Here is a 14,809-nt window from a genome sequence, read left to right on the forward strand (position 1 = left end):
TCCGGATTTTGCGTCCTCAACCGACGAGCAACAGACGCAGGTCCATGACATTGGTATGGGTAGGGCCCGTCATGACGAGGTCGCCCAGCGGTTCGAAAAAGTGATAGGCGTCGCTGCGGTCCATGCAGGCGTCGGCGTCCAGTCCCATTTCGGCGGCCCGGACCAGCGTATGCCCGTCCGCCACCGCGCCCGCGGCGTCGGTCGGACCGTCCGTTCCGTCCGTTCCGGCGCTGAACACGACGGTTCGTTTCAGTCCCTCGATACCCGAAACGGTGGCCAGTACGAATTCCTGATTCCGTCCGCCCTTGCCCCCGCCCTTCAGCGTGACCGTGGTCTCACCGCCGGAAATCACGCACGCCGGGCGCCTCACCGGATCGCCATACCCTTCTATCTCCCTGGCCATGGCGGCGTAAATACGGGCGACCTCACGCGTCTCGCCGTCGATCGAACTGGACAGCACGAGCGGGTTGTAGCCTCTCCTCTCCGCCTCGATCCGGGCGGAATCGAGTGCCTGCCGGTTGTTGGCGACCATGACCGTCTGCGTACGACCGAAGACCGGATCACCGGAGTCCGGTGTTTCAGGTACGGTTCCCTTCGACCCCGCATCCAGGTGGCGAATCACCGTGTCGGGCAGTCTATCGCGCAGACCGTACTTTTCTAGAATCGCCCGGCAATCGGCAAAGGTGCTTTCATCGGGCACCGTGGGCCCCGACGCGATGATGTCGAGCGGGTCCCCGATGACGTCCGAAAGGACCAGGCTCACCAGCCGCGCGGGCGAGGCCAACCTGGCCAATTGTCCACCTTTTACCCGCGAGATATGCTTGCGAACCGTATTGGTCTCGTTGATCGTCGCGCCGCATTGCAGCAGTAGTTCCGTGACCGCCTGTTTCTCCTCCAGCGTCACCCCTTCCGCGGGCAACGGCAGGAGCGCGGATCCCCCGCCCGAAAGCAGGCAGAAGACCAGGTCGTCTTCGCCAAGGGACGCCAGTAGCTCGACGATTTGCTCCGTTCCGCCCACGCCCGCCGCGTCGGGTATGGGATGGCCCGCTTCGACCGCCTTCACGCACCGCAGCGGCGTAGCATGGCCGTACTTGACGTTGACCACGCCCCCGGTGAGCCGGTCGCCGAGTAGCGATTCCATGGCGCCGGCCATCACCGAACCCGCTTTGCCGGTACCGACGACGTAGACGTTTTCGAATCGGTCCAGGTCGCAGCATCGGCCACCGATATTCAGCTGGTTTCCTTCACGTACGACATGGCGCCGGATGGCCGCCGCTGGATCTACGGCTTGCAGGGCCGCGTCGAATATGCACCTTGCGTCTTTGCGAAGGGCGGCAGTGGACATGTCCTGTAGTCGTGGAAAGCGTTGCGGGCTCCGGATCATGCAAAACGGGCGCACCGTCCACCGGCCGGCACGCCCATTCGTCAAGCCCGCTGTTCCGTTGTCCTATGACCGGTCCAATTCCTTTGTCGGCGGTGGCTTTCGCGGGGGCGGTTCCTTCTCGTCGATGTCGATGGCGCGCTGGATTTCGGTATTCGCATTGTTCACGACCCGCTTGAACTCCCGAACGCCCTTGCCCAGTCCCCTCGCCAGGGCCGGAATCCGGTCCGCGCCGAACAGGAGAAGGACGATCAGGAAGATCACCATCAGTTCCTGCATGCCGATATCACCGATCATGCCACTAAACTCCCGGAGTGAGCGCAAGAATGACCGCTTGCCCGAACAGACCGTGTTGTACGGCCTTCCGATAGTAAGACCTGATGCGGAAAATGTACAGGACGGGCAGAAACCGGGCAAGCGATTTATGCGGAAGGGCCTCGACGAAGGGCCGCGCGCGAGGGTCTTGCCGGCCCGTCTCCCAGTCATTCCTTGACGGCCGGTCCCGCCCGGATCAGTTTACATGGATTCGGATCGCGGACCGGTTACGCGGTCCGTGGAAATGCGCATAGGAGGGACCGGATGGACAGGCCGATCGTCAACCCGGGCAGGCTGTATTGGACGGGGCAGCACTGGATCAACTACATACGCCCCACGAACACCGGGGAGAACAGCGCCATGGTCAGCCTCTGGCATACGCACTACAGTTCGGCCGGCGAAGGGACCGTGGCCTATGTGCTGATCGAGCATGGATCCTCGTATCGCAGGATCTGTACCGACAATCCGGACCTGGCCGCGTTCATTCGAACCTGGATGAGCGGCCGGGGCGGCATGTACGACATGGAACTGGAGGTGGTGCCGGCCGCTTTCACGCGGTGCGGTAACGTAGTCGACGCGCCCGCGTGGACGATCGAAACGGCGGACGACCTGGTCATCGCCCGCTGGGACGGCCTGCAGCCTCCCGAACTGCTCGACGCGCCCGGTCCGGGACTCCGGGAAGGATGGGACGTCTTCTCCTGCCTGTTCTTTGCCCGGTCCGCCCGGATCATGTTCAACGGTCACCTGATACCGGGTGAACCCTATCCGGTCGATATATGGAAGCCCAGTCTCGGCGGCGAGCGCAGCTCCTGTGTGTTCGCACTGTCCGAGACCTTCATTCAAGCAGTCCGCCTGGACGGCCCGGACGAATGAACGCCCATCCCGCGATGGCGGCGATGATTAGCATCAGTACCAGGAGTCCCGCCACCCCGTAGAGTGCGCCGTCCGGTGTCGTGGCCAGCAAATCGAATTCCCACAGGACGGCACCCCGTTCCACCAGCCAGTGCCAGGCCGTATGGCCCGCGAGGACCGAGAGGATGACCGCACCGATCCGCCTGGGTTGCCCGGTCCACCCGGTCCGTCCGGTCTGTCCAATCTGCCCGGTCTGCTCACTTTGCCCGGCTTGCTCACTTTGCCCGGCCTGCTCACTGTGCCCGGCCTGCTCACCCGGAAGGAACCTGAAGAGCATCCGAAGTACCGGGACACAGACCAGGACCACGAGCAGCTGACCTAGTTCGACTCCCACGTTGAACGCCAGAAGCGAGACTACCAGGTGATCTCCGCCGAAAGGCAGCATGTCCCGCAGCGCGTAGGCGAAACCGAATCCGTGCACGAGTCCGAACCCGAATACGGCCATCCAGCGCCGGCGCAGGCCGGGGGACACGATGTTCTCCAGCGCCATGTAGACGATGGAGGCGGCGATCACCGTTTCCACGAGGGGCACGAACCAGAGGGCGGCGGGCGTCAGGCCCAGGGTGGCGGCGACCAGCGTGACCGAGTGCGCGACGGTAAAGGCGGTAACGAGGATCACGAGTACACGAAGGCGCTGAAAGGGGATGATCAGGCACAACAGGAACAGGAGATGATCCATGCCGTCGAGGATGTGGGTGAAACCGAGCTGCACGAAACGAAACGCGGCCTGGTGCCAGCGGGGATCGAGTACGACACGGCCCGGATTCCCGGTATACTGGTAAAGACGCTCGCCGCCTGAAGCCGGCAGGAAGCGCAGCACGGTCGAGACCCGCATGCCCAGTCTTTCGAGTCCGGGGAGGATGGAAAACTCCGAACGATCCGATGTGATCCGATACTCGAAGAGCACGTCAAGCATGACCTGTTGCCAGAAGATCTGTGTGCCGACCGGGAGCGGCGGCCCCCGGGTGGAAGCCAGCGCGGTATCGTATGCGTGAAAGGATGGATTGGAAGGAAGGGAGGCCCTGACGGCCACCAGTTCGGGCACGGCCAGGCGCGTGTCGTTTTCGTAGATCGACACCTCCTGTCCGAGCCACAGCATGGCGGCGTCCCTCAGGGACTCGTCGGTGCGGGACAGGTCGAGGTAGCCGGGGCCGGTCAGGGGAAAGGTGACGTCGAGCATGGCCTCGAGGGGAACCCGCACGAGCATGCTGAGGCGCTGGCCTTCCGGCTTGACGAAAGCGCGAACCGTGATGTCGGTGGGGATGTCGTGGCCGAATGCGCCGGTCGACGGCACGGCTGCCGTGAGTCCGGTTATGGTCAGAAACAGCAGGACGCGGACGGCAACCTGGCCGGTCGCCGCCCGTCGTCCCATGAGAGGAGAGACCCGATCAGTCGTGCCTACCGGGAGGCAGAGGGCCATATCACGCCCTGGTCCTGCTGCTCGACCGGGCCCTCACCCATGTAGGTGAACTTCTGTACGCGCTTGCCTTCGTAGGTCTCCGTGGTGTAGATATTGCCCTTCGAATCCGTCGCGATGCTGTGGGTGCCGAAGAACTGGCCCGGCTGGCGGCCGCCGTCTCCGAAAGTGGTCAGCACTTCCATGGTTTCCCGCAACAGCACGTACACCTTCATGTTCTGGCCGTCCGCCACGTACAGGTATTTCTGGTCCGCATCCTTTGAAAAGGCGACGTCCCAGGTCGATCCGGCGCCCAGCGTGTTGCCGGAGAGGACTTTCTCCATCACGAAGGTACCGTCCGTCCGGAATACCTGGATACGGTTGTTGGGCCGGTCGCAGACGTATACGTGACCGTCGTTCGAGGGATCGGCCGCGTGGACGGGATTGCGGAACTGCTGCGCCGGCGGCGCTTCGGGGTCGTATCTCCCGATATTGGCGTCATCCGGCTCGTTGCCGTAGGCGCCCCAGTACCGCTTCAGGGCCCCGGTCTCGATGTCCAGCACCGCGACGCGCTTGTTCAGGTAGCCGTCGGCCACGTAGGCCTCGTTCGCGGAGGCGTCGAAGGAGATCTTGGCCACTCGCCCGAAACTCCCCGGATCCATGCTGTTGCCGGACCACTCCGGATCCGCTTCGTCGAAGGAATCGGCCCTTCGCGCGCCCGGTTCGCCGAACTGCTTCAGGAAGGTGCCGTCCTGGGCGAAAACCAGGATGTGGGCGTCGTCGCCTCCGTTGCCGCCGATCCAGAGATTACCCATCGGGTCGACGGTGATCCCGTGATTCGAACCCGGCCAGTCGTATCCTTCTCCCGGTCCGCCCCAATGGTTCAACAGGTCTCCTTCGGGACTGAACTGGAGTACGGGCGGGGCGGGAATGCAGCATTCGGCCACGGGCGGGTCCTGTGCGGCGCCAAGTTCCGTGCTCGGGTTGCCGTTTCCGCGGTGTATGATCCAGATGTTGTCGTTGGCGTCGACGGTCACGCCGATGGCGGAACCCAGGATCCAGTGGTTGGGCAGCGGCTTGGGCCACAGGGGGTCCACCTCGAACATCGGCGCCATCACGGCGTCGGCGTCAGCGGTCTGCTCGGCCACTTCCACGTCCGCACACGCGACCGCCAGGAACGCTATGCCTGCCGCGGTCAGGGCGGCCGTGGCCATGGGTATGAAGGACCTTCGAATCATGATTCCTCCCGGGTATCTCCTGCGCTCACTCCGCGTTAAGCCAGCACACGCCCTTCATCGGTCATTCGCTTGAAGTCCGGCCGCATGGCCGGCGCGATACGACGGGCGGTCTGGTATGGCGGCAGTCTGCCTGCAGGCGAAGATGGAAAGTGCGTACCTTTCACGGTCTGCATAGGTTTCGGTATAGGGCGAAGTTACCCCGTGCCCCAAGGGTGGTCAAGCGAATATTCGCCGATTGCGATCGCGGGGCCGGTCATTTGTACATCGACAAATATACATCGACAAACACGCGGCGGGATTCTATAATTTAAGTGATCCTGAAAATGCAACCCATTGGAATCGGAACCATGCACGCCAAAGCGCCCTGGGACATGTCGGTCAACCGCAGGATACTCGAAATGGAGTACGCCGTGCGCGGACCGATTCCCCAGCGGGCGGCCGAACTGAAGCAACAGGGAAGACGCATCATCCCGTGCAATCTCGGTAACCCCCAGGCACTTGGCCAGCAACCCATCTCCTTTTACCGGGAAGTGCTGAGCCTGGTCGAACATCCCGTTCGCATCGAGCGCGAACGCAGATTCAAAGCATTGTTAAACGGCAGTGCCCTGGACGCACCGGGCGGCCTGGGCGGCCTGGAACAGGACGAGTTCCACTCCGACTACGTGCTCGATCTCAGTGAACGCTACCTGTCGCAGATGGAGACCGGCATGGGCGCCTACTCGGACAGCAGCGGCCCGCGGTTCATCCGGGAAGCCGTGGCGGATTTCATAGACCGCAGGGACGGCGCGGACGATGCGGACCGCGGCGCCGTTCCCCGTTCCGACCCGGAGCAGGTATTCATCACCAACGGAGCCAGCGAAGGCGTGCGGTACGTAATCGACCTGATGATCGACGACACGTCGGACGGCATCATGATCCCCATTCCCCAGTATCCGCTGTATTCCGCGGCCATCAAGCGTTGCGGCGGCGTGCAGGTCGACTATTTCCTTGATGAGGAATCGGGTTGGGCCCTGGACCGGGAACTGCTGGAATCTTCCCTGGATGACGCACGCGGGCGCGGCGTGGACGTCAAGGCCATCGTGGTCATCAACCCGGGCAACCCGACCGGCGCGGTACTGACCGAAGAGACCGTGAGGGAGGTGGTTGCCTTTGCCGGCGACAACGGCCTGGCCATCATCGCCGACGAGGTCTACCAGGAGAACGTCTACGGCGGGGACGCGGGGTTCGTATCCATCGCCCGGGTGCTGGGACGAAGCGGTGTGCCGCTGTTCAGCGTGCACAGCACCTCGAAGGGCTACTACGGCGAGTGCGGCCACCGGGGCGGCTATCTCGAGATCAGGAACGCTCCGCGCGTTCGGAACACCGAACTGTCGTTTACCGATCTCGTGCTCAAGCAGGCGTCGGTGAACATCTGTTCGAACACGGTCGGCCAGTTGATGATGTATCTGCTGGTCAATCCGCCCCCCGAGAACGCCGAACCCTATCGCCGCTTCACGAATGAGCGCAGGACGATCCTTGAAGACCTCCACGAAAAGGCGGTCATGATCAGGTCGGGATTCGATCAGATGGAAGGCGTTTCCTGTTACGGGCGAACCGGGGCGATGTACCTCTTCCCCAGGCTGGACAGGCTGCCGGAGGGAACGAACGACTTCGACTACTGCATGGCACTCCTGGAGCGGACCGGGCTGGTCACGGTCAACGGCGAGGGATTCGGGCAGCAACCGGGCACCAGTCATTTGAGGATTGCATTCCTGCCGCCTCGGGAGGTGATCGAGGAAGTCCTTCCCAAGTGGATCGCGTTCCACAATGCATATGTGAACTGACGGGCGGGTTAAATGCATATGTGAACTGACGGGCGGGTTAATTGACGGGCGGGTAGCATGCTTTCGGTTAAAGAGAAGTGGCTTTTCGATCTGCACGGTTATCTCGTCCTGCGCCAGGTCATCACGTCCGAGGACCTGGATCACATGATCGCGCGGTGCGACGAATGGCACGGGATGGCAGAGGAAGAGCTTCCGCCGCCGCTCTGTTCCTATGAGGATCCCAAGGCAAATCCGACGGCCGCGCGGGCCATTCTCCATGCCGAGTATGCCGACCCGGTATTCGACCGGCTCGTGCTGAACCTGCCGGTCATGCGCTTGGTGCTCGCCCTGACGAGGGAGCGGCCCCAGCACCTGCTGTCGGCCCTCACGGTGAACCGGCCGGACAGCGACGAGATCACGCTGCACAACGGCGCTTCCGGGGCGTGGAGGAACCCGGCCAACGACTACCAGGCCGCGGACGGCGAAGTGTTCGCCACCTTCATCAACGCGGCCATTTCCCTGGTTGACGTGCCCGAAGGGGCCGGATTCGTGTGTATTCCCGGCAGCCACAAGACCTATTTCGAACGGCCGGCACACATCGACATCCGCTCAGGCCCGCCGACGGTAATCAACGTGCCCGTAAACGCGGGGGACGCCGTCGTCTTTACCGAAGCCCTATGCCACGGCGCGCTGCCCTGGTCCTTGCGCGACCCGCCGCGGCGCACCATGTTTCAAAGGTACTGCACGTCCTACGCGTCCTGGACGCCCGGCGCGGGTCCCATCGAGGCGCACCGGCACCAACTGTCTGACGGCGTTTGCGAAATGAAACGCCCGGGCGGATTCCAGGGACCGAAGGACATCGCCGAACGCCTGCTGGACGAAATGACGGCCTGGGAGGCGGCCGGCCGGCCGGCGGGATGGGAGAGCCGGTTGCAACAGACTACTGGGAGTCCTGCATGAAGATCACCGACCTGAGATGTGCCGTGATCGGCCAGAACCCCGTGGTACGGATCACGACGGACGAAGGGATCCACGGGCTGGGGCAGATCGAGAACTCCAAGCCCTACATGAAACCCCACGTTCTGTTCTATCGGGACCACATTATCGGCCAGGATCCCACGGACGTGAACCGCGTCGTCTCGAGCATACGGCGGCTGGGCAGCTTCAAGCCCTGGGGCAGCGCGGTTAGCGCCATCGAGATGGCCCTGTGGGATATCGCGGGCAAGGCGGCCGGACTGCCGGTGTACAAGTTGCTCGGGGGCAAGATGCGGGACCGGGTGCGGGTGTACAACGGCGCTGTGCGGTTTCCCATGAAGGGCGCCACCGTGGAGGACTACGCGGAGGACATGGCCCGGATGAAGGCGGCGCCCGAGGGGTTCACCATCATCAAGGAGGGCATCAGCTTTCACAGCCAGATGCCGTCGCAGGTCCCCGACTTCTTCTACGGCGACCTGCAGAAGCACGGCTTTCACGGCAACCGGGGTCCGCTCACCGAGAAGGGCCTGAAGCACCTGGTAGCCTGCATAGAGGCCATGAAGGCGGTCCTCGGAGATGAAGTCGGCCTGGCCCTCGACTGCGGCCCCGGCATGCTCGTGCCGGACGCCCTGCGCCTGGCGAAAGCCGTGGAACACCTGCATATCATGTGGCTGGAAGACATGATCACCGGCGACTATACGCCCTTCGTCCTGGCCGATCTCTACCGGGAGGTGAACTCGAGGACTTCCACGCCGATTCACACGGGGGAACAGATCTATCTCCGGGAGAACTTCGTCGATCTCATCGAGAAAAGGGCCGTGGACGTGGTGGGCCCCGACCCGGCCGACGTGGGCGGGATCGCGGAACTGAAGTGGATTGCGGAATACGCCGACCTCCACGGCGTGCTCATGGCGCCCCACGGCGTCATAGACGGCCTGATCGGCCTGGCCGCCCTGGTGCACGCCTCGGCCGCCATGCCGCCCAACTACATTGCCTTCGAATACCCCGTTGGCAACCCGTCCTGGTGGTACGACATCGTGGAGGGTTTGCCGGAAACGATCGTGAAAGACGGCTTCATCGACGTGTGGGACAGCCCCGGCCTGGGGGTCGACCTGGTGCCGGACAAAGCGCTGCCCTACCTGAAGGAAGAAGACCAGGGCTTTTTCGACTAGTACACCGTGGATCGCCGGAGCGGCCCATGTATGTGCGCCATCTGAAAGTCAGAAACTGGCGGAATTTCCCGCGGATCGACGTCGATCTGCAAAAACGGCAGTTCGTCGTCGGCCCCAACGCGTCCGGGAAGTCCAACCTGATGGACGTGTTCCGGTTTCTCAGGGATATTGCCAAGGTGGAGGGCGGGGGACTCCAAAAGGCCGTCGCGGACCGGGGCGGCATGACCAAGATCCGGAATCTCGCCGCGCGCAGGGATCCGGATATCGCCATCGAGGTGCGGTTCTGCGATCCGGTGAACGGGCGGGAAACCTGGCGCTATGAACTCGGACTAAAGCAGCAGGCCAGGGGGAACCGGCACACGCTGATCACCTATGAACGGGTGAGCAGAGACGAGACCGTCATACTCGACCGGCCGAACGAGGAGGACCGGGAAGACATCGTACGGCTTACCCAGACCTACCTGGAACAGATCACCGCCAACCGGGCATTTCGTGAGATCGCCCGGTACTTTCAGGCCATTACCTACCATCACCTGGTTCCATCGCTGCTCCGCCACGCGGACCTGATCGGTGGCCGGACGCTCGAGGGCGACCCCTACGGGCAGGACTTCCTGGACCGCATCGCCCGGGAACACGACCGGACCCGAAGAGCCCGCCTGTCCCGGATCGAAGCGGTGCTCAAGGCGGCCGTGCCGCGGCTCGAGCAGCTCGAATTCATTCGGGACCCGGAGACGGGACGCCCACATCTCCAGGCCCTGTACGCCCACTGGCGGCCCAGGGCGGGTATCCAGCGGGAGGACCAGTTCTCCGACGGGACACTACGGCTCATCGGCATGTTGTGGGCGCTGCTCGAAGGGGAATCCATGTTGTTCCTGGAGGAGCCCGAACTCTGCCTGCACCCGGGCATTGTCAACCGGCTCGCCGCACTGATCCTGCGCATGCAGCGGAACACCGGACGGCAGGTGTTGATCAGCACGCACAGCGCGGTGCTGTTGTCCGACCCCGATATCGAACCGGAAGAAGTCCTGCTGCTGAAACCCGTCCATGAAGGATCGGCAGCGGAAGTGACCGGCGACGTGACGGACGCGCTGCTCCTGCTGGACCGCGACGTCTCCGAGGAACAGGCACCCCGGGAAAGAACCCTCGAAAAAGACCCGAATCAGTTGAGCCTGTTCGAATGAAGGGATCGGTCCAGGTGCGCCCCATGAACGACTCCGGAGTCCCGGCACGGAACTTCGCACGGCATATCGCCTCGAACCGCTATCCGGGGCGGGGGCTGATCATCGGCCGGTCGGCCGGCGGCGACGCCTGGTTCCTGCTCTACTGGATCATGGGCCGCAGTGAAAGCAGCCGGAACCGGCGGTTCGCGATCGAGGGGCCGGTGCTTCGCACGGAACCGGTCGATCCCGCAAGGCTGGACGCACCGGAGCTGATCATCTACCCGGCCATGCTCGAACTGCCGGGGACATACATCGTTACCAACGGCGACCAGTCGCGGACGATATACGACGCGCTGCGCGGCGGCGGGACCTTCGAGGCCGCCCTGGCCACCCGGGAACGGGAGCCCGACGCGCCGAACTACACGCCCCGGATCAGCGGCATGCTGGAGCTGAACGGGCTGCCTGCCGTATCCCTGAGCGTACTCCGGGCGAATCCGCTCGATCCCGCCCATACCGACCGGCTGACTTACCGGCCGGACCCGCCCCCACCCGGACGGGGACTGTGCCTGACGACCTACATGGGCGACGGCGAACCGCTGCCGGGGTTTTCGGGAGATCCGCTGCTCATGCCCCTGGAAGGCGAGGCGGAAGAGGTCATGGGGACGTACTGGGACGCACTCGACGAAGAAAACCGGGTGGCCATCGCCCTGAAAAACGTGACGCGGGACGGCATCAGCGAACTGATGGCCATCAACCGGTTCTAGTCCTTTCCCATCAGAGGTGAAGCTCAATGCGGATGGTAATCGCCATTACGGGTATGTCGATGGGCGCGTGGATAACGACGGCCGCGTGCCTGCTCGCGGGCTGTGGTGAGTCCGCCCCTTCCCGCGTAGTGTGGGAGGAAGCCCTTTCCGCGAAGCACACGGGGCTGGCCTACCTGTACCGGAACGACCTGGAAGGCGCGGCAGGTTCCTTCGAGTCGGTGGCCCGGCTGGTTCCCCGCGAGCCGCTCGGTCACGCTAACCGGGCCCTGGCGTTGCTGAAACTTCGAGACTACGAACAGGCCGCCGCATCCGTCGACCGGGCTGTGGATCTTGCCCCGGAAGACGGTGAAGTCCTTTCCATCAAATCCGATATCGTGGCGGCACGGGGAGACCGCGAAGCCGCCCTGGGCCTGCTGGCTCACGCCGTTGGTCACAACGCGTCCGACGTGGTGCTCCGGTACAAGTATCTCACCGAGATGAGAAGGCTGCGGGGTCCGGATCTCCAGGAGGAGGACGCCCTGGACGAACTGCAGGCCATGCTCGAACACGAACCGGAAAACCTGGCCGTGCTCGTCGAGTTGAACGAAATCCTGGTCCGGCTGGAACGGTGGCGTGAAGCATCGGCCGGGTACCGGCGGATGGCCGGGTTGCTCGAGCCCGTTCCCGAAGACATTCAGACCTGGCTGGACCGGACGCTGGACGCATTGGATCGCCGGGATGGGGCAGAAGCCGAATCCAGCGCGGGCATCCTGGGCAACCTGCTGGTGGTGGACCCGGCCTACCGGGCATCGCGGGACCGCCTGGGGGATCCTTCGCAGCAGTCGCCCCCGCTCTACGATTTCCGGACGGCACCGCCCGACCTGGCGGCAGTGGTCGCGGGTTCCCTGGTCGATATGGCGTTCGTGGATGCGGGCGACGAATGGATGGGCAATATCCTGCCGGATGAGGAGCGATGGACGGACCTGGCGCTGGCGGACGCGGACGGGGACGGGCGGCTGGACCTGGCGCTGGCGGGCCGGCAAGGGCTGACCGTCCTGCGCAACCCCGTGGACGGTTGGGAGGCCGTTTTGAGTCCATGGTCGGGTATGGACGATTCGGTCCGGGAAGACGCGGTCTTTCGACTGGTCCCGGGAGACTTCGCCAATGACGGCGATATGGACATATTGGTAGCCGGAACATCATCACCTCAGGTGTACCACAACGAAGGGGATGGGACATTCGGCCTGGCGCAGACCCTGGACCCGGGAGATAGATCGGGGCTATTCGCCTCCGTTTCCCGGGCGGATTTCGACCACGACGGGGACCTGGACGTGCTGGCGTCCAATATGAGCGCGCTCCGGTTCTACCGACATACGGAGGGAGGGGTTTTCGACGAGGCCACCTCCACAACGGGCTTTCTCGAATCGGCGTCCAACGTTTCCGGCAGGGCCGCCGATGGTGTTCCCGCCGATGGTGTTTCCGCAGATGGTGTTTCCGCAGATGGTGATTCCGCTGAGGATGTTTCCGCCGTGCGGCCCGCCCAGTCACTGGCCTGGGGCGACTTCGACCTGGACGGCGCCGCAGATGTCGTCGCGCTGTTCGACGACGGGGCGCACAGACTGTACCGGAACCTGCGGCAGGGCAGGTGGGTGGACTGGACGGAACGTTTCGGCGGAATCCGGTGGGGCGGCGCGAAGACGGTCGCCGCGGCCGATTTCAATAACGACGGCGCGCTGGACCTTTTCATGGCGGGGACCGCCGCCGAGGGCTGCCGGCTGTTGTGGAACGACAGTGGGCGCCGTTTCAACGGGGAGGACACGCCCCCGGCGTTCGGCGACGCGTGTGACGGCCTCGATGCCGCCGCCGTCCGGCCCTTCGATTTCGACAATGACGGATTCATCGATCTCGCACTTGCCGGCGCTTCGGTGCCGGGCCTGTCGGGACTCAGGCTGGCCAGGAACCTGGGCAACGGGACATTCGAGGAAAGGGCCGACCTGCTCCCCGGCCTGCCGTCGGCCATCGAAGACGTCGAGGTCGGCGACCTGGACGATGACGGTGACCTGGATCTCGCAGTGCTTTCCGAGGGACGTCTTTTAGTACTGAGGAACGACGGCGGCAACGCGAACGGCTGGCTCAAGGTACAGCTCGCCGCGGCCCTGGAAGGAAGCGGGAAGAACAACTTCTATGGCATAGGGTCGACCATAGAGGTAAACGCCGGGTCGCACTACCAGTCTCTGCGGGTCGACGCGGCCGTCACCCACGTCGGTCTGGGAAGCCGGGAAACGGCCGACGTGATCCGGGTAATCTGGAGCAACGGCGTCCCCCAGAACCGGATCGATCCGGAATCCCGCACGCTTATCGTCGAACCGCAGCGGCTCAAGGGATCCTGCCCGTCGCTATACACCTGGAACGGCGACCGGTTCGTCTTCGTCACCCACCTGATGACGCGGAGTGCCATTGGCGCCCTGACGGAAACCGGCGCGCCGGCCTGGCCGGACGCGGCGAACGACTACGTGAAGATCCGGGGAGACCAGCTGAGGATGCGGGACGGAAAGTTCGAAGTCCGGGTCGTGGAGGAACTCTGGGACGCCGTGTACATGGACAAAATGGAACTGCTGGTCGTCGACCACCCGGCGGAGACGGACATTTTCGTGGATGAAAAGTACCTCCCGCCGCCCTACCCGGATCTCGAAATCCATACGGTGACGGACCCGCGCCTGCCCGTGGCCGCTCGCGACCACCACGGTAACGACATCCTGCCCGCGCTCGCCGCCAGGGACAGCCTGTACGTCGGGGACTACAGGCTTGGTGAATTTCAGGGCGTTCCAGAAATGCATTCCATTACACTGGACCTGGGCGATCTGAAGGGCGCGGAACGGATCCACCTGTACCTGTGCGGCTGGATCATGCCGATCGAGCCCAGTTCCAACCTGGCCCTGTCCCAGCGCGGTAACGTCGCCGTGGTCCCGCCGTACCTGGAAGTGCCGGACGGCAGGGGACAGTGGCGGACCGTGATACCGTACACCGGCTTTCCATCGGGGGAACACAAGACCGTTTTCATCGATCTTACGGACCGTTTTCCCGCCGAAGACTACCGGGTAAGGCTCACCACGAACCTGGAGTTGTACTGGAGCGAGGTCTTTTTCACCGTCGACGAACCCGTGCGGGCCGAAAGGCGCATTACCCGGCTGTCGCCCGATACGGCGGATCTGCACTACCGCGGCTACTCGCGGGAGTACCGGACCGCGCCCTATGGCCCGTTTATCCGGGATTACCAGGTGCTGAGCGGCGAACCCCAGTGGCTGCCCTTCGCGGGATACCGGACGCGGTACGGCGACGTGACGCCCCTGCTGCAGGCGTCCGACAACCGCTATGTCGTCTATAGTTCAGGAGAGGAAATCAAGGTGACGTTCGATACGGCGGACCTGCCCGAACCACCGTCTGGCTGGACGAGGGACTTCGTCCTGCACACCGACGGCTGGTTGAAGGAGGGCGACCTGAACACGGCGACGGCCGCCACGATCGAACCGCTGCCCTTTCACGGGATGGCCGGCTACCCTTATGGTCCGGATTCCCTTTACCCGGACGAAACCGGCCTGCGAGCGTACCGAAGCGCCTACAACTCGCGCTGGGTCTCCCAGGAGAATTTCAGAGAAGCCCTGCGGCGGCACGGCCCTGGCCGCTGATCCTTCTTCCAGCCGCGCGGCCGCCAGGA

The 14,809-nt window shown here is 63.9% G+C and carries 11 protein-coding genes; 7 read left to right on the forward strand and 4 right to left on the reverse strand.

Translation table 11 applies throughout. From position 1 onward, the window contains the following. Nucleotides 1–16 precede the first annotated feature (16 nt). Nucleotides 17–1,345, reverse strand: a complete 1,329-nt coding sequence (locus F4X08_05775) for a glycerate kinase (GenBank protein ID MYD25301.1) — start codon at nt 1,343–1,345, stop codon at nt 17–19. Between the two features lie 102 nt (nt 1,346–1,447). Then, entirely contained in the window at nt 1,448–1,678 is a 231-nt protein-coding gene (locus F4X08_05780) for a twin-arginine translocase TatA/TatE family subunit (protein MYD25302.1), read from the reverse strand. A gap of 282 nt (nt 1,679–1,960) precedes the next feature. Here F4X08_05780 and F4X08_05785 point away from each other — a divergent pair, with 282 nt between their 5' ends. Further along, nucleotides 1,961–2,569 (forward strand): hypothetical protein, encoded by a 609-nt coding sequence (locus tag F4X08_05785; GenBank protein MYD25303.1) that lies wholly within the window; start codon nt 1,961–1,963, stop codon nt 2,567–2,569. Here the strand turns inward: F4X08_05785 and F4X08_05790 are convergent. Both F4X08_05790 and F4X08_05795 read right to left on the reverse strand, forming a co-directional pair. Further along, nucleotides 2,532–4,028, reverse strand: coding sequence for a HupE/UreJ family protein (locus tag F4X08_05790; GenBank protein ID MYD25304.1), 1,497 nt, complete (start codon nt 4,026–4,028; stop codon nt 2,532–2,534). The two genes, F4X08_05785 and F4X08_05790, sit on opposite strands and share 38 nt — an antisense overlap. Then, nucleotides 4,007–5,218, reverse strand: coding sequence for a hypothetical protein (locus F4X08_05795; protein MYD25305.1), 1,212 nt, complete (start codon nt 5,216–5,218; stop codon nt 4,007–4,009). Before F4X08_05795 ends, F4X08_05790 begins: the two co-directional genes overlap by 22 nt. Before the next feature lie 395 nt (nt 5,219–5,613). Here F4X08_05795 and F4X08_05800 point away from each other — a divergent pair, with 395 nt between their 5' ends. From F4X08_05800 to F4X08_05825, 6 genes are read left to right on the forward strand one after another with little or no spacing between them, the layout of a single operon-like run. Then, a complete protein-coding gene (locus F4X08_05800; protein ID MYD25306.1) occupies nt 5,614–7,065 on the forward strand; it encodes an aminotransferase class I/II-fold pyridoxal phosphate-dependent enzyme in 1,452 nt (483 codons plus the stop codon). Between the two features lie 57 nt (nt 7,066–7,122). Then, nucleotides 7,123–8,004 (forward strand): hypothetical protein, encoded by an 882-nt coding sequence (locus F4X08_05805; GenBank protein MYD25307.1) that lies wholly within the window; start codon nt 7,123–7,125, stop codon nt 8,002–8,004. Further along, on the forward strand, nt 8,001–9,191 hold the full coding sequence (locus tag F4X08_05810) for a mandelate racemase/muconate lactonizing enzyme family protein (protein ID MYD25308.1): 1,191 nt from the start codon (nt 8,001–8,003) through the stop codon (nt 9,189–9,191). The genes F4X08_05805 and F4X08_05810 overlap by 4 nt, the downstream gene beginning before the upstream one ends. Before the next feature lie 26 nt (nt 9,192–9,217). Then, complete coding sequence (locus tag F4X08_05815; protein MYD25309.1) at nt 9,218–10,372, forward strand: AAA family ATPase; 1,155 nt, start codon at nt 9,218–9,220, stop codon at nt 10,370–10,372. 23 nt (nt 10,373–10,395) lie between these two features. After that, nucleotides 10,396–11,115: an inosine monophosphate cyclohydrolase gene (locus F4X08_05820; protein MYD25310.1), complete on the forward strand. Its 720-nt coding sequence runs from the start codon at nt 10,396–10,398 to the stop codon at nt 11,113–11,115. Between the two features lie 26 nt (nt 11,116–11,141). Further along, complete coding sequence (locus tag F4X08_05825; GenBank protein ID MYD25311.1) at nt 11,142–14,780, forward strand: hypothetical protein; 3,639 nt, start codon at nt 11,142–11,144, stop codon at nt 14,778–14,780. Nucleotides 14,781–14,809 lie beyond the last annotated feature (29 nt).

It is taken from the genome of Gemmatimonadota bacterium (assembly GCA_009841265.1).
GTDB lineage: Bacteria > JAAXHH01 > JAAXHH01 > JAAXHH01 > JAAXHH01 > JAAXHH01.

Excerpts from the sequence above, each read along its gene's own strand:
- F4X08_05775 (MYD25301.1), bottom strand. The coding sequence starts at position 1,345 with ATGTCCACTGCCGCCCTTCGCAAAGACGCAAGGTGCATATTCGACGCG.
- F4X08_05780 (MYD25302.1), bottom strand. The coding sequence starts at position 1,678 with ATGATCGGTGATATCGGCATGCAGGAACTGATGGTGATCTTCCTGATC.
- F4X08_05785 (MYD25303.1), top strand. The coding sequence starts at position 1,961 with ATGGACAGGCCGATCGTCAACCCGGGCAGGCTGTATTGGACGGGGCAG.
- F4X08_05790 (MYD25304.1), bottom strand. The coding sequence starts at position 4,028 with ATGGCCCTCTGCCTCCCGGTAGGCACGACTGATCGGGTCTCTCCTCTC.
- F4X08_05795 (MYD25305.1), bottom strand. The coding sequence starts at position 5,218 with ATGGCCACGGCCGCCCTGACCGCGGCAGGCATAGCGTTCCTGGCGGTC.
- F4X08_05800 (MYD25306.1), top strand. The coding sequence starts at position 5,614 with ATGTCGGTCAACCGCAGGATACTCGAAATGGAGTACGCCGTGCGCGGA.
- F4X08_05805 (MYD25307.1), top strand. The coding sequence starts at position 7,123 with ATGCTTTCGGTTAAAGAGAAGTGGCTTTTCGATCTGCACGGTTATCTC.
- F4X08_05810 (MYD25308.1), top strand. The coding sequence starts at position 8,001 with ATGAAGATCACCGACCTGAGATGTGCCGTGATCGGCCAGAACCCCGTG.
- F4X08_05815 (MYD25309.1), top strand. The coding sequence starts at position 9,218 with ATGTATGTGCGCCATCTGAAAGTCAGAAACTGGCGGAATTTCCCGCGG.
- F4X08_05820 (MYD25310.1), top strand. The coding sequence starts at position 10,396 with ATGAACGACTCCGGAGTCCCGGCACGGAACTTCGCACGGCATATCGCC.
- F4X08_05825 (MYD25311.1), top strand. The coding sequence starts at position 11,142 with ATGCGGATGGTAATCGCCATTACGGGTATGTCGATGGGCGCGTGGATA.